This window comes from Heterorhizobium halophytocola, assembly GCF_017873095.1.
Taxonomy (GTDB): domain Bacteria; phylum Pseudomonadota; class Alphaproteobacteria; order Rhizobiales; family Rhizobiaceae; genus Allorhizobium; species Allorhizobium halophytocola.
Genome location: NZ_JAGGJU010000009.1, coordinates 168,177 through 187,146 on the forward strand (window position 1 = coordinate 168,177; position 18,970 = coordinate 187,146).

At 64.0% G+C, this 18,970-nt stretch carries 20 protein-coding genes and 2 riboswitches; of the genes, 11 read left to right on the plus strand and 9 right to left on the minus strand.

The window, feature by feature from the left end:
• Positions 1-21: 21 nt before the first annotated feature.
• From J2Z17_RS16815 to J2Z17_RS16825, 3 genes are all read right to left on the minus strand, one after another.
• Positions 22-1,206 carry a vWA domain-containing protein gene (locus J2Z17_RS16815; protein ID WP_209946787.1) on the minus strand — a complete coding sequence of 395 codons (1,185 nt, stop codon included), beginning with the start codon at positions 1,204-1,206 and terminating at the stop codon, positions 22-24.
• 129 nt (positions 1,207-1,335) lie between these two features.
• Positions 1,336-2,259 carry a homoserine O-acetyltransferase MetA gene (gene metA / locus J2Z17_RS16820; RefSeq protein WP_209946788.1) on the minus strand — a complete coding sequence of 308 codons (924 nt, stop codon included), beginning with the start codon at positions 2,257-2,259 and terminating at the stop codon, positions 1,336-1,338.
• Between the two features lie 97 nt (positions 2,260-2,356).
• Positions 2,357-2,434, minus strand: a riboswitch (SAM riboswitch).
• Positions 2,435-2,500: 66 nt separating this feature from the next.
• Entirely contained in the window at positions 2,501-3,340 is an 840-nt protein-coding gene (locus J2Z17_RS16825; protein ID WP_209946789.1) for an AAA family ATPase, read from the minus strand.
• 498 nt (positions 3,341-3,838) lie between these two features.
• On the opposite strand from J2Z17_RS16825, the gene J2Z17_RS16830 reads away from it, so the two are divergent.
• The 8 genes from J2Z17_RS16830 to J2Z17_RS16865 all read left to right on the plus strand — a co-directional run bounded on the left by J2Z17_RS16830 (position 3,839) and on the right by J2Z17_RS16865 (position 12,286).
• Positions 3,839-4,090, plus strand: a complete 252-nt coding sequence (locus J2Z17_RS16830) for a cold-shock protein (protein ID WP_209946790.1) — start codon at positions 3,839-3,841, stop codon at positions 4,088-4,090.
• The gene (locus tag J2Z17_RS16835; RefSeq protein WP_209946791.1) at positions 4,083-4,220 is read left to right on the plus strand and encodes a hypothetical protein; all 138 of its coding nucleotides are present in this window, start codon (positions 4,083-4,085) and stop codon (positions 4,218-4,220) included. The genes J2Z17_RS16830 and J2Z17_RS16835 overlap by 8 nt, the downstream gene beginning before the upstream one ends.
• Positions 4,221-4,403: 183 nt before the next feature.
• Complete coding sequence (locus tag J2Z17_RS16840; RefSeq protein ID WP_209946792.1) at positions 4,404-5,057, plus strand: thiamine diphosphokinase; 654 nt, start codon at positions 4,404-4,406, stop codon at positions 5,055-5,057.
• 4 nt (positions 5,058-5,061) lie between these two features.
• The gene (locus J2Z17_RS16845) at positions 5,062-6,888 is read left to right on the plus strand and encodes an ABC-F family ATP-binding cassette domain-containing protein (protein WP_209946793.1); all 1,827 of its coding nucleotides are present in this window, start codon (positions 5,062-5,064) and stop codon (positions 6,886-6,888) included.
• A gap of 80 nt (positions 6,889-6,968) precedes the next feature.
• A riboswitch (TPP riboswitch) is annotated at positions 6,969-7,087 on the plus strand.
• Positions 7,088-7,132: 45 nt separating this feature from the next.
• Positions 7,133-8,167 carry a thiamine ABC transporter substrate binding subunit gene (thiB, locus tag J2Z17_RS16850; protein WP_245224172.1) on the plus strand — a complete coding sequence of 345 codons (1,035 nt, stop codon included), beginning with the start codon at positions 7,133-7,135 and terminating at the stop codon, positions 8,165-8,167.
• Position 8,168: 1 nt separating this feature from the next.
• Positions 8,169-9,806: a thiamine/thiamine pyrophosphate ABC transporter permease gene (gene thiP / locus J2Z17_RS16855; RefSeq protein WP_209946794.1), complete on the plus strand. Its 1,638-nt coding sequence runs from the start codon at positions 8,169-8,171 to the stop codon at positions 9,804-9,806.
• Positions 9,803-10,516 (plus strand): thiamine ABC transporter ATP-binding protein, encoded by a 714-nt coding sequence (locus tag J2Z17_RS16860; protein WP_209946795.1) that lies wholly within the window; start codon positions 9,803-9,805, stop codon positions 10,514-10,516. The genes thiP and J2Z17_RS16860 overlap by 4 nt, the downstream gene beginning before the upstream one ends.
• A 324-nt stretch (positions 10,517-10,840) precedes the next feature.
• Positions 10,841-12,286 carry a M48 family metalloprotease gene (locus J2Z17_RS16865; protein ID WP_245224184.1) on the plus strand — a complete coding sequence of 482 codons (1,446 nt, stop codon included), beginning with the start codon at positions 10,841-10,843 and terminating at the stop codon, positions 12,284-12,286.
• 128 nt (positions 12,287-12,414) lie between these two features.
• On the opposite strand, the gene J2Z17_RS16870 is transcribed toward J2Z17_RS16865, so the two are convergent.
• From J2Z17_RS16870 to J2Z17_RS16890, 5 genes are all read right to left on the minus strand, one after another.
• The gene (locus tag J2Z17_RS16870; RefSeq protein ID WP_209946796.1) at positions 12,415-13,284 is read right to left on the minus strand and encodes an RNA polymerase factor sigma-32; all 870 of its coding nucleotides are present in this window, start codon (positions 13,282-13,284) and stop codon (positions 12,415-12,417) included.
• 233 nt (positions 13,285-13,517) lie between these two features.
• Complete coding sequence (locus J2Z17_RS16875; protein ID WP_209946797.1) at positions 13,518-14,252, minus strand: phosphatase PAP2 family protein; 735 nt, start codon at positions 14,250-14,252, stop codon at positions 13,518-13,520.
• A gap of 83 nt (positions 14,253-14,335) precedes the next feature.
• The gene (gene leuB / locus J2Z17_RS16880) at positions 14,336-15,448 is read right to left on the minus strand and encodes a 3-isopropylmalate dehydrogenase (RefSeq protein ID WP_209946798.1); all 1,113 of its coding nucleotides are present in this window, start codon (positions 15,446-15,448) and stop codon (positions 14,336-14,338) included.
• Between the two features lie 190 nt (positions 15,449-15,638).
• Positions 15,639-16,244 carry a 3-isopropylmalate dehydratase small subunit gene (gene leuD / locus J2Z17_RS16885; protein ID WP_209946799.1) on the minus strand — a complete coding sequence of 202 codons (606 nt, stop codon included), beginning with the start codon at positions 16,242-16,244 and terminating at the stop codon, positions 15,639-15,641.
• A gap of 141 nt (positions 16,245-16,385) precedes the next feature.
• Positions 16,386-16,619 (minus strand): hypothetical protein, encoded by a 234-nt coding sequence (locus tag J2Z17_RS16890; protein ID WP_209946800.1) that lies wholly within the window; start codon positions 16,617-16,619, stop codon positions 16,386-16,388.
• 147 nt (positions 16,620-16,766) lie between these two features.
• Here J2Z17_RS16890 and J2Z17_RS16895 point away from each other — a divergent pair, with 147 nt between their 5' ends.
• The 3 genes from J2Z17_RS16895 (at position 16,767) to J2Z17_RS16905 (ending at position 18,457) form a co-directional block, all read left to right on the plus strand.
• Positions 16,767-17,672: an HpcH/HpaI aldolase/citrate lyase family protein gene (locus J2Z17_RS16895; protein WP_209946890.1), complete on the plus strand. Its 906-nt coding sequence runs from the start codon at positions 16,767-16,769 to the stop codon at positions 17,670-17,672.
• Entirely contained in the window at positions 17,669-17,875 is a 207-nt protein-coding gene (locus J2Z17_RS16900; protein WP_209946801.1) for a DUF1737 domain-containing protein, read from the plus strand. Before J2Z17_RS16895 ends, J2Z17_RS16900 begins: the two co-directional genes overlap by 4 nt.
• A 159-nt stretch (positions 17,876-18,034) precedes the next feature.
• Positions 18,035-18,457, plus strand: coding sequence for a GlcG/HbpS family heme-binding protein (locus tag J2Z17_RS16905; protein WP_209946802.1), 423 nt, complete (start codon positions 18,035-18,037; stop codon positions 18,455-18,457).
• A 38-nt stretch (positions 18,458-18,495) separates the two neighbouring features.
• On the opposite strand, the gene J2Z17_RS16910 is transcribed toward J2Z17_RS16905, so the two are convergent.
• Complete coding sequence (locus J2Z17_RS16910; protein WP_209946803.1) at positions 18,496-18,936, minus strand: metallopeptidase family protein; 441 nt, start codon at positions 18,934-18,936, stop codon at positions 18,496-18,498.
• Between the last annotated feature and the right edge of the window lie 34 nt (positions 18,937-18,970).

Consider the following 18,970-nt stretch of genomic DNA (forward strand, 5'->3'; position numbering starts at 1 on the left):
TCCCGAATGGTGATTGCGGTCTCAGCGCGACAGCAGGCGCGCCGCCTCTTCCAGTCCGCCGAGCGTCAGCGGAAACATCCGCCCGCCCATCAGCTGCTGTAGCATGTGGATCGATTGCGTATAGCCCCAGTAATTCTGAGGCGCCGGATTGAGCCAGAGGGTTCTGGAAAAATGCGTGGTCAGGCGGTTGATCCACTGGGCGCCGGCTTCCGCGTTCCAGTGCTCGACGGAGCCGCCGGGATGGCTAATCTCGTAGGGGCTCATCGAGGCATCGCCGACGAGGATGACGCGGTAATCCGGTCCGAAGGTGCGGATCACGTCTTCGGTTGAAACCGTGTCGACAGGACGCCTGCGGGCATCGGTCCAGACGCGCTCGTAGACGCAGTTGTGGAAATAGAAATAGTCCATATGCCGGAATTCGGCGCGGGCGGCGGAGAACAGTTCCTCGACACCCTTCACGTGATCGTCCATCGAGCCGCCGATGTCGAAGAACATCAGGAGCTTGACCGCATTGCGCCGCTCGGGCCTGGTCTTGACGTCGAGATAGCCATGCTCGGCGGTAGCGCGCACCGTGCCATCGAGGTCGAACTCGTCGGCAGCCCCTTCGCGGACGAAGCGGCGGAGCCGCTTCAGCGCGACCTTGATGTTGCGGGTGCCGAGCTCGACGCTGTCGTCGAGATTGCGGAATTCGCGCCGATCCCAGACCTTGACCGCGCGGCGGTGGCGGCTCTCGTCCTGGCCGATGCGCACGCCTTCCGGATTATAGCCATAGGCGCCGAAGGGGGAGGTGCCGGCGGTGCCGATCCATTTCGAGCCGCCCTGATGCCGGCCCTTCTGTTCGGCAAACCGTTCTTTCAGCGTTTCCATCAGCTTCTCGAAGCCGCCGAGGCTTTCGATCAGCGTCTTGTCCTCGTCCGAGAGGTGCTTCTCGGCAAGCTTGCGCAGCCAGTCCTCGGGGATCTCCGCCGCCTGCATCCCTTCCTCGCCGGAGACCGCCTGCAGCCCGGAAAACACTTCGGCGAAGACGCGGTCGAAACGATCGATATGCCGCTCGTCCTTGACCAGCGTGGTGCGGGCGAGGAAGTAGAAGGCCTCGACGTCGAAATCCGTGAGCCCGGCCTGCATGCCCTCCAGAAGGCCGAGGAATTCGCGCAGGGTGACCGGCACGCGTGCTTCCTTCAGCTTCAGAAAAAACGGAATGAACATCGGGACGGTCGATCCTTCGGGTGGGCGGCGATCGACAGGAGATATAAGGGCTCGGGCGCCTTCCCGAAAGACCCGACGGGGCGGATGCGACAGGGGCCGGGCATGGCCGGCGGCCCTGTCGTCGTCGCCTCAGCTCTTGATGCCGATCTCTTGCGGGTCGAAGGGCGTCGTCTGGTAGATCTCGTTGATCCAGTTGTTGAGCAGCAGATGCGCGTGGCTGCGCCAGCGGTTGGGCGGGGCGATCGACGGATCGTTGTGCGGGAAATAGTCGTGCGGCATTTTGATCGGGATGCCGGCATCGACGTCGCGGAAATATTCGTCCGCCAGCGAGGTCGAATCATATTCGATATGGTTGAACATGTAGAGCCGGTTGCCGCGGGTTTCCTCGACCAGGCAGACGCCCATTTCTGGCGATTCCATCAGGACGGAGAGGTCCGGCACCTTGTCGATCTCGGCGCGGCGCACCTCGGTCCAGCGCGAGACCGGCACCTGGAAATCGTCGGAAAAGCCGTTCAGATAGACCGAGGAGGGCTTCAGGTTGCGGTGGCGGTAGATGCCGAAGGCCTTTTCCGTCAGCGTGTGCTTGGGCACGCCATGGAAGTGATAGATCGCCGCCATCGCGCCCCAGCAGATGTTCAGCGTCGAATGGGCATGGGTCTCGGTCCAGTCGAGGATCTGCTTCAATTCGTCCCAGTAGGTGACCTCCTCGAAGGGCAGGGTCTCGACCGGGGCGCCGGTGATGATGAAGCCGTCGAACTTGCGGTCCTGAACCTCTTCCCAGGTGTGGTAGAAGGATAGGAGGTGCTCTTCCGGCGTGTTCTTCGCCTTGTGGCCGCCGACGCGCACCAGGGTGAACTCCACCTGCAGCGGCGAGGCGCCGATCAGCCGGGCGAACTGCACCTCGGTCTTGATCTTGTTCGGCATCAGATTGAGGATCCCGATCTGCAACGGGCGGATATCCTGACGGATCGCCATCGTCTCGGTCATCACCCGCACGCCCTCTTTCAAAAGGGTCTCGAAGGCAGGCAGGGTATCGGGAATCTTGATCGGCATGGGTATCTCGACTTTCATCGGGCGTGCGATGCTGGACCGCACAGACAAAAATACCGGCGGCTTTTGTGTCAAAAGCGCTGCCGGTCCCGGGAAAGTCTTCGAACTTGCCTCGGCCCTTTAGCAACTTCTTTAACGTGGCTGCAAGCCGGCCGGCCAAATCACCACGAAGACTTCAATACGCCCGGGGGGATTGAGAATCAATTAAAAAGGGCAGGGCATCGCCCATGTTCATGCCGAGGCCTCACCGTTCGCGTCTGGCCATGAAGGCCAGACGTTCGAACAGGTGGACGTCCTGCTCGTTCTTCAACAGCGCGCCGTGCAGCTTCGGCAGGGCGTTTTTCGGGTCGGTCCTGAGATCGGCGGGGTCGACGTCGTCGGCGACCAGAAGGCGGATCCAGTCGAGCGCCTCGGAGGTCGAGGGACGTTTCTTGAGACCCGGCGTCTCGCGGATCTCGTAAAAGCGGGCAAGGGCGCTTGCCACCAGCTGTCGCTTAATGCCGGGATAATGGACGTCGACGATCTTCGCCAGCGTGTCGGCATCGGGAAAGCGGATATAGTGAAAGAAGCAGCGGCGCAGGAAGGCGTCCGGCAGCTCCTTCTCGTTGTTGGAGGTGATGATGACGATCGGGCGGATCTCGGCGCGGACGGTCTCGCCGGTCTCGTAGACGTGGAATTCCATCCGGTCGAGTTCCTGCAGCAGATCGTTCGGAAACTCGATATCGGCCTTGTCGATCTCGTCGATCAGCAGCACGACCTTACGGCCGGCCTCGAAGGCCTGCCAGAGCTTGCCGCGGCGGATATAATTCTTCACGTCGTTGACCCGGGGATCGCCGAGCTGACTGTCGCGCAGCCGCGACACCGCATCATATTCGTAGAGGCCCTGCTGCGCCCTCGTGGTCGACTTGATGTTCCACTCGATCATCTCGAGACCGAGGGCGCTCGCCACCTGCCGGGCAAGTTCGGTCTTGCCGGTTCCGGGCTCGCCCTTGACCAGCAGCGGCCGCTCCAGCGCGATCGCGGCATTGACCGCGATCATCAGGTCCTTGTCGGCGATATAGTCGGCTGTTCCGGCAAACTGCATGGGGCATATCTCTCTGGCGTGTGCTGCCCGAAAACCTAGTGGCGAGGGCGGGCCGGTGCAAGCGCGCGGCCGCAAGATTGGCGGGGCCGACGCCAGATAACGCTTTGTAAGCGGGGACAAATCTGGCAATATGGCTGCACTTCGGCGTCACCATGCGCGAAGCGAGCACGCGTCCTCCCCCCGAGAGCAGGAGGAGCGCTCGAGGCCACACGGTAGCGTCTTCAAATTCGACTCCACGCAAGGACTTTCGCGCCGAGGGATGCCCGCTCATAGGGCCTCTAAAGGCGACTGGTCCGCGACGATGGGCGCCTTTTGCTGCGGGTCTTCTGCTGCAGGCACGGGGCGCATGGCGGCGGATGGGACGGCACCGGCCGGCCATGGGTGACGCCTTTCAACACGCAATTCCTGTCGCTGCCGATGCGCGCAAGCCGGAAACCGTTCCGGTGCGGGCGCCACGGTGCGGCAAACCGACGACGCCTGCGGGCGCGGGAGACGACGATGAGCGGACACAAGTTCAAGACCGGCCAGATGATCACGCTGAAGAATAACGGCCTGCCCGTGGCGCGCATGTCCGGGGAGTGCAAGATCATGGCGACGCTGCCGGAGACCGGCGGCATGCGGCAATATCGCGTGCGCTTCGAGGGCGAGACCTTCGAACGCTGCGTTGGCGAAGACGACATTCAAACCAGCCCGGCCAAGGCGCCTCAGCGCAAGCCGGCGGCAGACAGCAAGGAGAAACAGCATGGCTAAGGGTCAGCAGCGTTCGAACAAGGAAGTGCGCAAGCCGAAGAAGGACAAGGAAAAGCCGTCGACGGCGCCGGTGTCCAGCTTCACCACCCAGATGAAGGGCGCGGAAGCGTCGGCGACGAAGAAGCGCTGAGCCGCAGGCACGCCCATCGGATGACAGACAGGCGCTGGGGCGGCTTCTGCTGCCACAGCGCTTTCGTCTGGCCGGCCCGCTGAGGCGCCCGCAGCTATCGTCAAAGCGGATTCGGGCGGATCGACGCTGCCTGCGCGCGCTTGGGCTTTTGCATTTGGCCGAATTTGCGCTATGGGCACATCCATGCCCGCAAACACCTTCACCATATTGCTCGGTGGTACGCTTGAGCCGACCGACCGCCTGAAAGCGCAGGTCGCCGGCACCCGTGCGATCGCGGCCGATGGCGGCATGCGCCATGCGGCGGCGCTGGGCATCCGGCCGGAACTCTGGGTCGGCGATTTCGACAGTTCCGACGACCTGCCGGTCGCGGACTATCCCGATATTCCCCGCATGCCCTATCCGGCGCGCAAGAACGCCACCGACGGCGAGATCGCCGTGGATGCGGCGCGCGAGCGCGGTGCGAGCCGGATTATTCTGGCGGGCGCGCTCGGCGGCGAGCGCTCCGACCATGCGCTGATGCACCTGATTGCGATGGTCGCCCTTTCCAAGGCCGGGCTCGACATTACATTGAGTTCCGGTGCCGAGGAGGCCTATCCGCTGTTACCGGGCATGCCGCTCGCGGTCGACCTGCCGCAGGGCGCGCTGTTTTCGGTGATCGGCCTCACTGCGCTCACCGGCCTGACGATTGCCGATGCGCGCTATCCCTTGTCGGATTTCACGCTGCCGTTCGGCTCGTCGCGCACCATATCCAACGTGGCCGAAGGGCCCGTCACCTTTTCACTCGGCAGCGGCGAGGCGATCGTCCTTGCCCGCCCCCATGACCTGACCGGAGCCTGAAGCCTTGGCGCCTCCCATTCTGAAACTCGACGACATCAAGCTTTCCTTCGGCGGCACGCCGCTGCTCGACGGCGCCAATCTGCAGATCGAAGCGGGCGACCGGATCTGCCTTGTCGGCCGCAACGGCTCGGGCAAGTCGACGCTGATGAAGATCGCCGCCGGCATGGTCGAGGCGCAGTCGGGCGAGGTGTTCCGCCATCCGTCGTCGACCATCCGCTATCTCGAACAGGCGCCGGACTTCGCCGGCTATGCGACCGTGCAGGCCTATGCCGAATCCGGTCTCGGACCCGGTGACGACGCCTATCGGGTCACCTATCTGCTGGAGCATCTGGGACTGACCGGCGAGGAAGACCCGGCGCGGCTGTCGGGCGGCGAGGCGCGGCGTGCGGCGCTGGCGCGGGTGCTGGCGCCCGAACCCGACATCCTGCTGCTCGACGAGCCGACCAACCATCTCGACCTGCCGACGATCGAATGGCTGGAAGGCGAGCTTGCCGCGTCGCGCAGCGCGCTGGTGCTGATCTCGCATGACCGGCGCTTCCTGGAAAAGGTTTCCAATGCCACCGTCTGGCTCGACCGCGGCCTGTCGCGCCGGCTCGACCGGGGCTTCGGCCAGTTCGAGGAATGGCGCGACAAGGTGCTGGAAGAGGAAGAGATCGAGCAGCACAAGCTCGGAAAGCAGATCGAGCGCGAGGAGCACTGGCTGCGCTACGGCGTGACGGCGAGACGCAAGCGCAACATGCGCCGGCTCGGCAATCTGCAGCAGTTGCGGTCCGACTATCGCGGTCACAAGGGGCCGCAGGGCACGATCCAGGCCTCGATCACCGAGGGCCGCGACAGCGGCAAGCTGGTGATCGAGGCGGAGGCGATCACCAAGGCTTACGGCGAGCGCACGATCGTCGCGCCGTTTTCGCTGCGCGTGCATCGCGGCGACTGCATCGGCTTTGTCGGCCCGAACGGCGCCGGCAAGACGACGCTCTTGAAGATGCTGACCGGCCAGCTCGAGCCGGACAGCGGCACGGTGAAGCTCGGCACCAATCTGGAAATCGCCACCCTCGACCAGAAGCGCGAGGACCTCAACCTTTCCGACACGCTTGCTCATTATCTGACCGACGGGCGCGGCGAGAACCTGCTGGTCAACGGCGAGCAGAAGCATGTGACCGGCTACATGAAGGACTTCCTGTTCCAGCCGGAGCAGGCGCGCACCCCGATCAAGAACCTCTCGGGCGGCGAGCGGGCCCGGCTGATGCTGGCGCGGATCATGGCCAAGCCGTCCAACCTTCTGATCCTCGACGAGCCGACCAACGATCTCGACATCGAAACGCTCGACCTATTGCAGGAAATCGTTGCCGGCTTTTCCGGCACCGTCATTCTCGTCTCCCATGACCGTGACTTTCTCGACCGCACGGTGTCGTCGACCATTGCGCCGGCCAATCCGGAGGCACCCGACGGGCGCTGGATCGAATATGCCGGCGGCTATTCCGACATGATGGCGCAGCGCAAGGGCGCCGAGGACGAGCGCAAGAAGGCGGAAAAGGCCGAAAAGGCGAAGGCCGGCGGTCCGTCCGGCCATGCCGGCGGCGGCCAGAAGGGCAAGGCCAAGCTTTCCTTCAAGCAGAAATTCGCGCTCGAAAACCTGCCCAAGGAGATGGAAAAGGCGCAAGGCGAGATCGCCGCCCGGGAGGCGAAGATGGCCGATCCGAAGCTTTTCACCAAGGATCCCGCGACCTTCAACAGGCTTGCCGCCGAGACGGAAAAGCTGCGTGCCGACGTGACGCGGATGGAAGAGGAATGGCTGGAGCTGGAAATGCTGCGCGAGGAACTGGAGGGCTGAGGCCCTCTCGTCCTTCTTACCTGCCGCATTGCGGCCATGCCCCCATCTTGCACGCGCATCCCGCCCGCGCTATGTCAATCCCTGCTCTAACGGGGTGCCCGACGTTTGTTGATCGAACGGCCGGCTGAGAGGCGTCTGACGCCAACCCGCGGAACCTGATCCGGTTAAGACCGGCGGAGGGATTAGACGCGTTGCGCAAACACGCCCTTTTCCCGATCAATGATCACTTCAAAGGAGGGGCGTGATGCCAATCTTGGATATGCAGTTTTCCCGCCGCGCCACACTTGCTGCGTTGGCTCTGGGCTTGTCGCTTCCGGCGCTCGGCGCAGCCGAGGCGGCCGACAAGACGCTGACCATCTATACCTATGAAAGCTTCATCTCCGAATGGGGTCCGGGACCGAAGGTCAAGACGGCCTTCGAGGAGACCTGCGGCTGCACGGTCAAGTTCGTCGGCGTCGAGGACGGCGTGGCGTTGCTGACCCGGCTGAAGCTCGAGGGCGAGAACACCAAGGCCGACCTGGTGCTCGGTCTCGACACCAATCTGGTAGCCGAGGCCAAGGCGACCGGCCTGTTCGACACGCACGGGATCGACACCTCCGCCGTCCAGGTGCCCGGCGGCTACAGCGACGATGTCTTCGTGCCCTATGACTACGGCCATTTCGCCGTCGTCTACGACACCCAGGCGATCAAGACGCCGCCGACAAGCCTGAAGGACCTGGTCGAAGGCGATCCGTCGGTGAAGATCGCGATCGAGGATCCGCGGACCTCGACGCCGGGGCTCGGCCTGCTGCTCTGGATGAAATCGGTCTATGGCGACCAGGCAGCCGAGGCCTGGGGCAGACTGAAGGACCGGGTGCTGACGGTGACGCCCGGCTGGTCGGAGGCTTACGGCCTGTTCACCAAGGGCGAAGTGCCGATGGTGTTTTCCTACACAACCTCGCCCGCCTATCACATGGTCGAGGAGAAGAGCGATCGCTACCAGGCGGCCCGCTTTTCGGAAGGCCACTACATCCAGATCGAGGTCGCCGGCCTGCTGAAGAACGCGCCGGACAAGGATCTCGCCCGCGATTTCCTGAAATTCATGGTGACCCCCGGTTTCCAGGATACCATCCCGACCAACAACTGGATGATGCCGGTGAGCAAGACCTCCGCGCCGCTGCCGGACGCGTTCTCCAAGCTGGTGCAGCCGGAAAAGACGCTGCTGATGAGCCCCGAGGAAGTCGAGAAGAACCGCAAGGCCTGGATCGACGAATGGCTGGGCGCCATGGCGGCCAAGTGAGATGATCCTGACGCGCCGGCAGAGATGGACCGGATTTGCCGGCGGGGCCTTCGCGCTCGCCGGTCTTTTCGGCTTCATCCTGGCGGCGGTGATCGCTTTGCTGTCGATCGGCCGCTCAGGCGGGCTCGACGGTTTCGTTTCCGATCCGGTGATCTGGCCGGCTTTGCGCTTCACGCTCTGGCAGGCGGGGCTTTCGACACTGCTGTCGGTCGCCTTTGCCCTTCCCGTCGCCCGGGCGCTTGCCCGCCGTCCGCGGTTTTTCGGGCGGATCTGGCTGGTGCGGCTGATGGCGGTGCCGATGGGGCTGCCGGTGCTGATCGGGGCGCTGGGGCTGCTCGGGGTCTGGGGCCGGTCGGGGCTGGTCAACACGATCTGGGTCGGGCTCGGCGGCGAGCGCCTGTCGATCTACGGTCTCTCCGGCATTCTGCTGGCGCATGTATTCTTCAACATGCCGCTGGCCGCGCGGCTGCTTCTGGCGGCCCTGGAGCGGCTGCCGGGCGAATACTGGCTGATCTCGGCCGAGCTCGGCATGGGCCCGCGATCGGTCTTCCGCTTTGTCGAATGGCCGGCCATGGCGCGGGTCATTCCCGGTGCCGCCGGTCTCGTCTTCATGCTCTGTGCGACCAGTTTTACCCTGGTGCTGATGCTCGGCGGCGGGCCGGCGGCGACCACGCTGGAGGTCGCGATCTACCAGGCGCTGCGCTTCGATTTCGATCCCGGCCGCGCCGTCACACTCGGCCTGCTGCAGATTGCGGTGACCGGCGTCATTCTGGCGGTGCTTTCCGCCCTGCCCTCGCAGACGGCGGGCGGGATCGGCGAGGGACGGGCAACCCGCCGGCTCGACGGACAGACGGCCGGCGCGCGGGTGTCGGACGGGCTGGCGATCGTCGTGGCGACGCTGTTTCTCTGCCTGCCGCTCGGGTCGGTCGTGGCGTCCGGGCTAAAATCGGATCTTGCCGCTCTCGTGCGCCAGCCGGCGGTGCTGCAGGCGGGCCTGACGAGCCTTGCGATCGGGGCGGTGGCGGCCATGCTGTCGGTGCTGCTCGGGCTTCTGCTCGTCAACGGGGTGACGGCGGCGCGGGAGCGGCGGAACGCGCGGCTTGTCGAACGCGGCTTTGCCGCCACGCTTCATGCGACGGGATCGATCGTGCTGCTGGTGCCGGCCATCGTGCTCGCGACCGGCTGGTTCCTGCTCCTCAGACCGTTTGGCGAGATCGCGCGGTTTGCGCCGGTGATCGTGATTGCCATCAATGCGCTGATGGCGCTGCCCTTCGTCATGCGGATCCTGGGGCCCGCGCTCGAGGAGCATCACCGGACCGCCGGACGGCTGGTGGCGAGCCTTGGCCTGTCCGGCTGGACACGCTGGCGGCTGGTCGACCTGCCGCGGCTCGGCAAGCCGCTCGCCATGGCGTTTTCCTTCGCCATGGCGCTGTCGCTCGGCGATCTCGGCGCCGTTGCGCTGTTCGGGGCGGAAAACCTGACGACGCTGCCCTGGCTGATCTATAGCCGCATGGGCAGCTACCGGACAAACGACGCCGACGGGCTGGCCCTGATGCTGGGCGTGATCTGCCTCGCCCTGACGGTGCTTGGAACACCCAGGGGTGTCAGGGCGGGCGGCGGCGCAAGGAGCATGGCATGACGCAAGACAGGACCGGTATCCAGCTCGAGGCGGTACGGTTGCGGCTGGGATCGACCGATTTTACCTTCGACGCGCAGCTGCCGGCGGGGCGGATCACGGCGATTGCCGGGGCGTCCGGCTCGGGCAAGTCGACCTTGCTCAACCTCGTCGCCGGTTTCGAAACGCCCGATTCGGGGCGGGTTCTGATCGATGGCCTCGACATGACGGATCGCCATCCGTCGAAACGGCCTGTCAGCTTGGTGTTTCAGGACAATAATCTTTTCGCCCATCTCGATCTGTTCACCAATGTCGGGCTCGGCCTCGATCCCACCCTGTCGCTCGACGCGGCGGCTAAGCGGGCAGTAAGCGAGGCGCTCTCCCGCGTGGGTCTTGCCGGCTTCGAGCGGCGACGGCCGCCAACGCTGTCGGGCGGCGAGCGGCAAAGAGCCGCCTTTGCCCGGGCCCTGGTGCGCCGCAAGCCGGTCCTGCTGCTGGACGAACCTTTTGCCGCGCTCGATCCGGGCCTGCGCTCCGATATGGCAAAACTGCTGGTTTCGCTGCATCGGGAGACGGAGAATACCGTGCTGATGGTCAGCCATGACGCCGGCGAGGTCATGGCGCTTGCCGGGCATATCCTGTTCGTCGATGCGGGGCGGATCGTCTTCGGCGGCACGCCGCAAGCATTTGAAAAAAGTGAAATCTCTGCGATCAATCGGTTTCTGGGTGCTTGAAGCGGAAACACTTCGCCTTATTTTCGACGTCGGTCGGTGGCATTCCCCCCGGGCTTGAGAGTAAGAACAGCTTTTCTGGTCGGGGCCAGTCAAGCGGACTCAATTGATGCGTTGCACTCTTTTTCGACTTGGTGTTTCTAATACACACTTGTGAGGCGAGAGCTGGGCTCCTTGATTGAAGAACAACATATTAGGTCGAGCACGGTGCGTGCGCCGATCCGGGAGCGGGATAATTCGGGCAAGATGAAGGCGGTCACCTATCGGAGCAGAGGCTCTGCGGCAGGAGCGCGTCATGAGGATACCGTCCGGGTGTTCGGCCGCCGCATGGTGCTGGTCGGGCTCGGCCTGTCGCTGGCCGGCTGCCAGTCGATCTTCGATCAGTCCTATCAGTCTTCCATCGGCCCCTCGTCCTCGCCGCAGATCGTCGAGGAAGTGCAGAAGGACGATCCGCGCGCGCAGATGGGGGCCCGCGAGCATCCGCGCATCGTTGCCAGCTATGGCGGCGAATATCACGACGAGAAGACCGAAAAGCTCGTCGCCCGCATCGCCGGCGCGCTGACCGCGGTGTCGGAAAATCCGGCCCAGTCCTATCGAATCACCATCCTGAATTCACCGGCGATCAATGCCTTCGCGCTGCCCGGCGGCTATCTCTACGTGACGCGTGGATTGCTGGCGCTGGCCACCGACGCCTCGGAAGTGGCCGCCGTCCTGTCGCATGAAATGGCGCATGTGACCGCCAATCACGGCATCGAGCGCCAGCGCCGCGAAGAGGCCGAGGTGCTGGCGAGCCGTGTGGTCGCCGAAGTGCTGTCGAGCGATCTGGCCGGCAAGCAGGCGCTGGCCCGCGGCAAGCTGAGGCTTGCGGCGTTCTCGCGCCAGCAGGAGCTGCAGGCCGACCTGATCGGGGTGCGTACGCTGGGCGAAGCCGGCTACGATCCCTATGCCGCCTCGCGCTTCCTGGAAACCATGGCCGCCTACAGCAAGTTCACCTCGGTCGAGCCCGATTCCGACCAGAGCCTGGACTTCCTGTCGAGCCACCCGAATGCGCCGCAACGCGTCGAGCTTGCGCGCCGGCATGCGCGGCAGTTCGGCCCCGAAGGCACCTATGGCGATACCGGCCGCGACTATTTCCTGGCGGGCATCGATGGCCTGCTCTATGGCGACAGCCCGCAGGAGGGCTATGTCCGCGGCCACACCTTCCTGCACGGGACGCTCGGCATCCGCTTCGACGTGCCGGACGGCTTCCAGATCGACAACAAGGTCGAGGCCGTGCTTGCGACCGGCCCGGGCGATGTGGCGATCCGTTTCGACGGGGTGTCCGACGCCAAGCGCGGCAGCTTGACCAATTACATCTCCAGCGGCTGGGTCACCGGCCTGATCCCGGACACCATCCGGCCGGCCAAGGTCAACGGGCTGGAGGCCGCCACCGCGCGCGCCTCGGCGGATCGCTGGGACTTCGATATCACCGTCATCCGCATGGGCTCGCAGATCTTCCGCTTCCTGACCGCCGTTCCCAAGGGAAGCCCGGCGCTGGAAAGCACGGCAGACGTGCTGCGGGCGAGTTTCCGCCGGATCACGCGCGAGGAAGCCGCATCGTTGAAGCCGCTGCGGGTTCGGGTGGTGACGGTCGGGCGCAATGACACGCTGGCCTCGCTGGCCGGACGCATGATGGGGACCGAGCGCAAGCTGGAACTGTTCCGCCTGATCAATGCCTTGAACCTCGGCCAGGTGCCGACGGTCGGAAGCCGGGTCAAGATCATCACCGAGTGAGGACGTCCGTCAGGACCCGGCGGGGGCTGCCAGGTGTTGGCCGCATTCCGTCAAACGCCAATATCCCGCGGATTGCGGGAGACCACAACACGGCGGGCGATCAGTGACGGGTCCGGCCAGAGGCCGGATCAGGACATTTCGAGTTCGCGGGTGCGTTCCGGCACCTTGGTCATCAGCGCTGCCTTCAGCTTTTCGATCGCACGGGTCTCGATCTGGCGGACGCGTTCCTTCGAGATGCCGAATTCGACGCCGAGTTGTTCGAGCGTTGCGGAATTCTCCGACAGGCGGCGGGCAGCGATGATGCGGTTTTCCCGCTCGTTGAGGCCGGTCATCGCGTCCTTCAGCCAATCGCTCCAGCGCTGGCCGTCGATCATCAGGGTGACCTGCTCGTCCGGCAGCAGGTCGTCGCTGACCAGCATGTCCAGGCGTTCGGTCTTGCTGTCGCCGTCACCAATGGTCGCCTGCAGCGAGGTGTCGTTGGCCGACAGGCGGGCATCCATCGACTGCACGTCGGCAAGCGACACGCCGAGGGCGACCGCGATCTCCTGGTGAATAGCCTGGTCGGTCAGGCGGTTGTCGCCCTGGGCGAGCTTGGCGCGCAGACGACGCAGGTTGAAGAACAGCGCCTTCTGCGTCGAGCTGGTGCCGCCGCGCACGATCGACCAGTTGCGCAGGATATAGTCCTGCATGGAAGCGCGGATCCACCAGCCGGCATAGGTCGAAAAACGCACTTCTCTTTCGGGCTCGAACCTAGCCGCGGCCTCAAGCAGCCCTATGTAACCTTCCTGAATGAGGTCACCCATCGGCAGTCCAAAGCCGCGAAACTTGGATGCCATGGCGATGACGAGGCGCATATGGGCATGGGCGATCTGGTTTCGGGCGCTGCTGTCATTGGCGTTCTTCCAGCGCAGGGCGAGATTTCGCTCTTCCTCGCGCTCGAGATACGGCGCGGATTGGGCCGCGCGGAAAAGCTGCTTTTCGGCTGATGATGATTTCATGTCGGCCTCCGGTACCGGGTTTGGCAGCGAGCTGCTGTCAGGCTAACCGGCGGGCGGCCCGGAGAGGGTCGTAGAAACCGGTTACGTGTGTAACGCACGGAGCGGCATTTAGATCATTGCGATTTTCAATTAATTCGCGGCAGCCGGCGAAAGCCGGACGCAACGCCAGGTTTTCCGGCATGTTCGGCCGCCCGATTTCACGCAGACGTGAAGTCGAAGACGGCGCCGGCCTGTCACAGCCGGTGAAAACGCGGAACCGGAGGGCCATTGCCCTCGCCGCGAAAGACCATGCGGTAGCGGGCAAACAGCACGGCCGTCGCCAGCGAGAACCAGGAGCCCCAGCCAAGCCCGACAATGACGTCGCTCGGATAATGCACGCCGATCATCACCCGGGTCATCGCCAGCCAGATGGCGGCCAGCGCAAGCGGCAGGCGAAAGCGCGGCATCAGCAGGGCGGCCGCCATCGCCATGGCGCCGATCGTCGTCGAATGCCCGGAGGGAAAGCTTTCCCAGAGAAAGTCGTTGGTGAAAGGCTGGAAGGAGAACTTACCGAAATCCTCAAAGCTCAAGGGGCGCGCCCGGCCGACGATGCGCTTGACCGCATTGACGGTGATCGTGGCACTGGCGACGCTGACGAACAGATAGGCGCCGATATGGGCGATCCGCAGGCGTTGCAGCTTCCGGCGCAGATCGTCGGTGCGACGGGAATAGAGATAGGCTGCGGCAAACAGGATGGCGCTGACGCTCAGGATCCACCAGGACCGGCCGATATCGGTGATCAGGCCGCCGAACTGCCGGACATAGGCATTGATCTGCTTCTCGCCGGCGCCGACGGGGCCGTCGAAGACGAGAAAGGCCAGAAGCCCCAGATTGATGACGATGGCGCTATACTGAAGAAGAAAGAGCGAAGGTCGCGGCCCCTTGTTGTTCAGGCGCCTTGCCCGCAGCCATTGCATCGTTGTTCGCATTCTTGTCCCGTTTCAGCCAAGAGCTTCATTTGGCGCGCAAATCCGCCGGGTCAACCGGCGGATTTGAAACGGGTCCTAGCGGCTCAGGCTGACAGGGCGCTGAATTCGGCGAGAATTGCGTCACCCATCTGCGTGGTGCCGACACGGGTCGCGCCATCGGCCATGATGTCGGCCGTGCGGATGCCTTTGTCGAGCACGTTGGCGATCGCCTTTTCCAGATTGTTGGCTTCCTCGATCATGTTGAACGAGTAGCGCAGGCACATGGCGAAGGAGGCGATCATGGCGATCGGGTTGGCGATGCCCTTGCCGGCGATGTCCGGCGCCGAGCCGTGCACCGGCTCGTACATCGCCTTGCGCTTGCCGGTCTTGGGGTCGGGGGCGCCGAGCGAGGCCGATGGCAGCATGCCGAGCGAACCGGTCAGCATGGCGGCGACGTCGGACAGCATGTCGCCGAACAGGTTGTCGGTGACGATCACGTCGAACTGCTTGGGCGCCCGCACCAGCTGCATGCCGCCGGCATCGGCCAGCATGTGCTCGAGCTTGACGTCGGAATATTGCGCCTTGTGGGTTTCGGTGACCACCTGGTTCCACAGCACGCCGGATTTCATCACGTTGCGCTTTTCCATCGAGCAGACGGTGTTGCCGCGGGTGCGGGCCAGTTCGAAGGCGACGGCGGCGATGCGCTCGATCTCGTAGGTGTCGTAGACCTGGGTGTCGATTGCCCGCTTCTGGCCGTTGCCGAGATCGGTGATCGTCTTCGGCTCGCCGAAATAGACGCCGCCGGTCAGTTCGCGCACGATCAGGATGTCGAGGCCTTCGACCAGCTCCGGCTTCAGCGAGGAGGCCTGGGCAAGCGCCGGATAGCAGATTGCCGGACGCAGATTGGCAAACAGTTCGAGATCCTTGCGCAGGCGCAGGAGGCCGGCTTCGGGGCGGACGTCATAGGGTACCGCATCCCATTGCGGGCCGCCGACCGCGCCGAACAGCACGGCGTCGGCATCCGTCGCCTTGGCCATGTCGGCATCGGAAATCGAGGCGCCATGGGCATCATAGGCCGAGCCGCCGACCAGTCCCTCATCGGTCACGAAGCCGGCATCCTGCTCGGCATTCATATAGTCAATGATCTTGCGCACCTCGCCCATGGTTTCGGGGCCGATGCCGTCGCCGGGCAGAAGGAAAAGCGTGCGCTGTGCCATGTCAGAAGCCTCCCTGACGTTTCTTTGAAGTTGCCGCGTTCTAGCGGGCCGGACGGCCCATATCAAGGACGTTGGCGGCCGGAACGGTACGGCTTGGAGGCAGGATCGAAAAGGGAGATGGGCGGCCGGAATGGGCGATCATGCGTTGCGGCACACCAGATCCTGCCGCAACGCTTCGAAAGGGTGTGGCTCAGGCCCAGGGACGGGTGGTCTCGAGCGTCTTTTCGTAAGACGTGATCGAGCTTGCCTTTTCCATGGTCAGGCCGATGTCGTCGAGGCCGTTCAGCAGGCAATGGCGCTTGAAGGCGTCGATGTCGAACTTGATCGAGCCGCCGTCGGGGCCGGTGATTTCCTGGCTTTCGAGGTCGACGGTCAGGACGGCGTTCGAGCCGCGGCTGGCATCGTCCATCAGCTTGTCCAGGTTTTCCTGGCTGACGACGATCGGCAGGATGCCGTTCTTGAAACAGTTGTTGTAGAAGATGTCGGCAAACGAGGTGGAGATGACGCAGCGGATGCCGAAATCGAGCAGGGCCCATGGCGCATGTTCGCGCGACGAGCCGCAGCCGAAATTGTCGCCGGCGACCAGGATCCTGGCGTTCTGATAGGCCGGCTTGTTGAGGACGAAATCGGGGTTGACCGAGCCGTCGTCATTGAACCGGGCTTCGGCAAACAGTCCCTTGCCGAGACCGGTGCGCTTGATCGTCTTCAGGTAGTCCTTCGGAATGATCATGTCGGTGTCGACATTGACGACGGGAAGCGGTGCGGCAACACCGGTCAGCGTGGTGAACTTGTCCATCAGACTTCGCCTTCGATCTCACGTTTCAGATTTCAGCTGCCAATAGAGCAAAATGCCGCGGATTTGAAGGTCTTTCTTGCGCGGAACGGTACGCCTGCCGGCGCTCGATGGCGAATGGTCGAGCGCCCGGACGGTCCGCTTTCAGAGGTCGATGATCGTGCCGCGGCCGTCGTTCCAGACACGCAGGGTTTCCGGCTGGCGTCTGGCGCGTACCGGGACCTGCGCGTTACGCAGCCTGCTTGCGAGCATGCGGGTGCCGAGCGTGACCGTCAGCAGGGCGCCGACAAGGAGCGTCAGCGACAGCGTGAAGGCAGCCGCCGCAGCAAGAATTACAAGGCCTCCGGCAGCCAGGACGAGAGAGCGAAGATTGGTCATAGGCGCAGTCCTTTCATACTCTTGGAAATGGGCGTTTCCCCACGCGATTACAAGGGTTTCGATGAAGGCTTTTGCCGACATCGGCGCAGCGACGTCCGGCCGGCACAATCGCTTGCGCGGCGGCTCAAAGCTTGGCAAAACATGTCCATGCCATTTCATGATCCAGTGCCCCGTCCCCTGCTGCGCCGCTCCGTGTTGAGCGTGCCGGCGATCAATCCGCGCGCGCTTGCAAAGGCGCCGGCGCTTGCCTGCGATGCGGTCATCTTCGACCTGGAAGACAGCGTCGCTCCGCAAATGAAGGAAGAGGCGCGGGCCAATCTGCGCGCCCTGTTCAAGGACCGGGGACCGGGTGACCAGGAATGGATCATCCGGGTGAATGCGGCCGACAGCGCGTTTTTCGCCGACGACATGCAGGCGGTGATCGATTGCGGACCGGACGCCGTGCTGCTGCCGAAGGTCGGGGCATCGGAGGAATTGCAGGCGGCGGCCGATGCTCTTTCCGGTGCCGGCCTTTCCGATCTTCCGCTGATGGCGATGATGGAAACCACCCATGGGGTGTTGAATGCACCGGCCATTGCCCGATGGGGCGTCGCCGGCAAGCGGTTGTCGGCCTTCGTCATCGGTCTCAACGACCTGCGCCGCGAAACCGGCGTGCTGCCGGATCCGCAGCGCACCTATCTCATTCCCTGGCTGATGCAGATCGTCCTCGTTGCCCGTGCCTACGGGATCGACGTGATCGACAGCGTCTCCAATGACTTTCGCGATCTCGATGCCTTCGGCAAAGAGTGCGGACAGGGCCGCGCCATGGGCTTCGACGGCAAGATGCTGATCCATCCGGCACAGATCGCGGCGGCGAATGCGCATTTTTCTCCCTCGGCCGCCGAGATCGCCGATGCCGAGGCGACGGTCGCGGCCTTCGCCGACCCTTCGGCGGCGGGCCTCAATGTCGTGACCGTGAACGGGCGGATGGTCGAGCGCCTGCATCTGGAGCAGGCGGAACGGCTGATCGCCCGGGCCGATCTCATTCAAGCAAGAAAGAGCAAGACAGAATGAAACTTTACCGCTTTCTCACCGGGCCTGACGATGCGTCCTTCTGCCATCGGGTGACCGATGCCCTGAACAAGGGCTGGGACCTGCACGGCTCGCCGCAGCACACCTTCAACGCCGCGGAAAACCGGCTCTATTGCGGCCAGGCGGTGGTCAAGACGGTCGAAGGCAAGGACTATGATCCGTCGATGAAGCTCGGCGAACAGTAGAGGGTTCCTCGACCGTGCCGGCGCCGGCAAGCGGGTGGCGGCACAAGTGTTTTTCCCGTTCGACCGCTTGCCTTCGCCTTGCCGGCTGAAGGATGGTCGACGGGATTTCAAAAGGGCGGCATGCCGCCTCCATCGAGAACAAGCTCAAGGAAACCACCCATGCTGACCATTCGCCGTCTCGACCAGGCCGACGCCCAGATGCTGATTGCCGGAGCCCGGGAAAAGGCAAGGGCGATCGGCGTGCCGATGTGCATTGCCATCACCGACGAATCCGGCCAGTTGATCGCCTTCGAGCGGATGGATGGCGGCAAGGTGACGAGCACGACGATTGCCATCGACAAGGCATTCACGGCGGCGGCAGCGAAGAAGGCGACGCATGAATACGGCACAGCCAGCCAGCCGGGCAATCCGACCTTCGGCATTCATTCGGCAATCGGCGGACGGCTGATGGTGGTCGGCGGCGGCCTGCCTGTGACCGTCGACGGCGAGGTGGTCGGCGGCATTGGCCTCAGTTCGGGTACGCCCGCCCAGGACATGGAATGTGCCCAGGCCGGCATCGACCATTTTCTCGGCGCGCGCTGATCCTTCAGGATTTTGCGGTGGGTTGCCGGTGCGGAGGCTCAGTGGCCGACGACCGCATCCTCGGCGCTTGCCTCGATCCGCTCCATGTCATCGTCGGACAGGCCGAAATGATGGCCGATCTCGTGGATCAGCACATGGGTGATGATGTCGCCCAGGGTTTCCTCGTTCTCGGCCCAGTAGTCGAGGATCGGACGGCGATAGAGCAGGATCCGGTTCGGCATTTCGCCGGTGTCCATGGTGAAACGCTCCGAGATGCCGCGGCCTTCGAACAGGCCGAGCAGGTCGAAGGGCGTTTCCAGCGCCATGTCCTCGAAAATGTCGTCGGAGGGGAAGTCGGCGATCTCGATGCTCAGGTCCTTGGTCAGCGCACGAAACTCTTCCGGCAGGTGGCCATAGGCCTCGACTGCCAGCGATTCAAATGTGCTGAGGGTCGGCGCGTGGCGTTCGCGCCAATCTTCGGTCTGGTCTACGCGATCCATATAATCTCCTTATGGCCTCCATATAGGCCGTTTC

Coding starts and splice junctions, on each gene's coding strand:
- J2Z17_RS16895 (WP_209946890.1), top strand. CDS start 16,767: ATGCCATTTCATGATCCAGTGCCCCGTCCCCTGCTGCGCCGCTCCGTG.
- J2Z17_RS16815 (WP_209946787.1), bottom strand. CDS start 1,206: ATGTTCATTCCGTTTTTTCTGAAGCTGAAGGAAGCACGCGTGCCGGTC.
- J2Z17_RS16865 (WP_245224184.1), top strand. CDS start 10,841: ATGGTGCTGGTCGGGCTCGGCCTGTCGCTGGCCGGCTGCCAGTCGATC.
- leuB (WP_209946798.1), bottom strand. CDS start 15,448: ATGGCACAGCGCACGCTTTTCCTTCTGCCCGGCGACGGCATCGGCCCC.
- metA (WP_209946788.1), bottom strand. CDS start 2,259: ATGCCGATCAAGATTCCCGATACCCTGCCTGCCTTCGAGACCCTTTTG.
- thiP (WP_209946794.1), top strand. CDS start 8,169: ATGATCCTGACGCGCCGGCAGAGATGGACCGGATTTGCCGGCGGGGCC.
- J2Z17_RS16830 (WP_209946790.1), top strand. CDS start 3,839: ATGAGCGGACACAAGTTCAAGACCGGCCAGATGATCACGCTGAAGAAT.
- J2Z17_RS16875 (WP_209946797.1), bottom strand. CDS start 14,252: ATGCGAACAACGATGCAATGGCTGCGGGCAAGGCGCCTGAACAACAAG.
- J2Z17_RS16860 (WP_209946795.1), top strand. CDS start 9,803: ATGACGCAAGACAGGACCGGTATCCAGCTCGAGGCGGTACGGTTGCGG.
- J2Z17_RS16910 (WP_209946803.1), bottom strand. CDS start 18,936: ATGGATCGCGTAGACCAGACCGAAGATTGGCGCGAACGCCACGCGCCG.
- J2Z17_RS16835 (WP_209946791.1), top strand. CDS start 4,083: ATGGCTAAGGGTCAGCAGCGTTCGAACAAGGAAGTGCGCAAGCCGAAG.
- J2Z17_RS16900 (WP_209946801.1), top strand. CDS start 17,669: ATGAAACTTTACCGCTTTCTCACCGGGCCTGACGATGCGTCCTTCTGC.
- J2Z17_RS16870 (WP_209946796.1), bottom strand. CDS start 13,284: ATGAAATCATCATCAGCCGAAAAGCAGCTTTTCCGCGCGGCCCAATCC.
- J2Z17_RS16825 (WP_209946789.1), bottom strand. CDS start 3,340: ATGCAGTTTGCCGGAACAGCCGACTATATCGCCGACAAGGACCTGATG.
- leuD (WP_209946799.1), bottom strand. CDS start 16,244: ATGGACAAGTTCACCACGCTGACCGGTGTTGCCGCACCGCTTCCCGTC.
- J2Z17_RS16890 (WP_209946800.1), bottom strand. CDS start 16,619: ATGACCAATCTTCGCTCTCTCGTCCTGGCTGCCGGAGGCCTTGTAATT.
- J2Z17_RS16840 (WP_209946792.1), top strand. CDS start 4,404: ATGCCCGCAAACACCTTCACCATATTGCTCGGTGGTACGCTTGAGCCG.
- J2Z17_RS16905 (WP_209946802.1), top strand. CDS start 18,035: ATGCTGACCATTCGCCGTCTCGACCAGGCCGACGCCCAGATGCTGATT.
- thiB (WP_245224172.1), top strand. CDS start 7,133: ATGCCAATCTTGGATATGCAGTTTTCCCGCCGCGCCACACTTGCTGCG.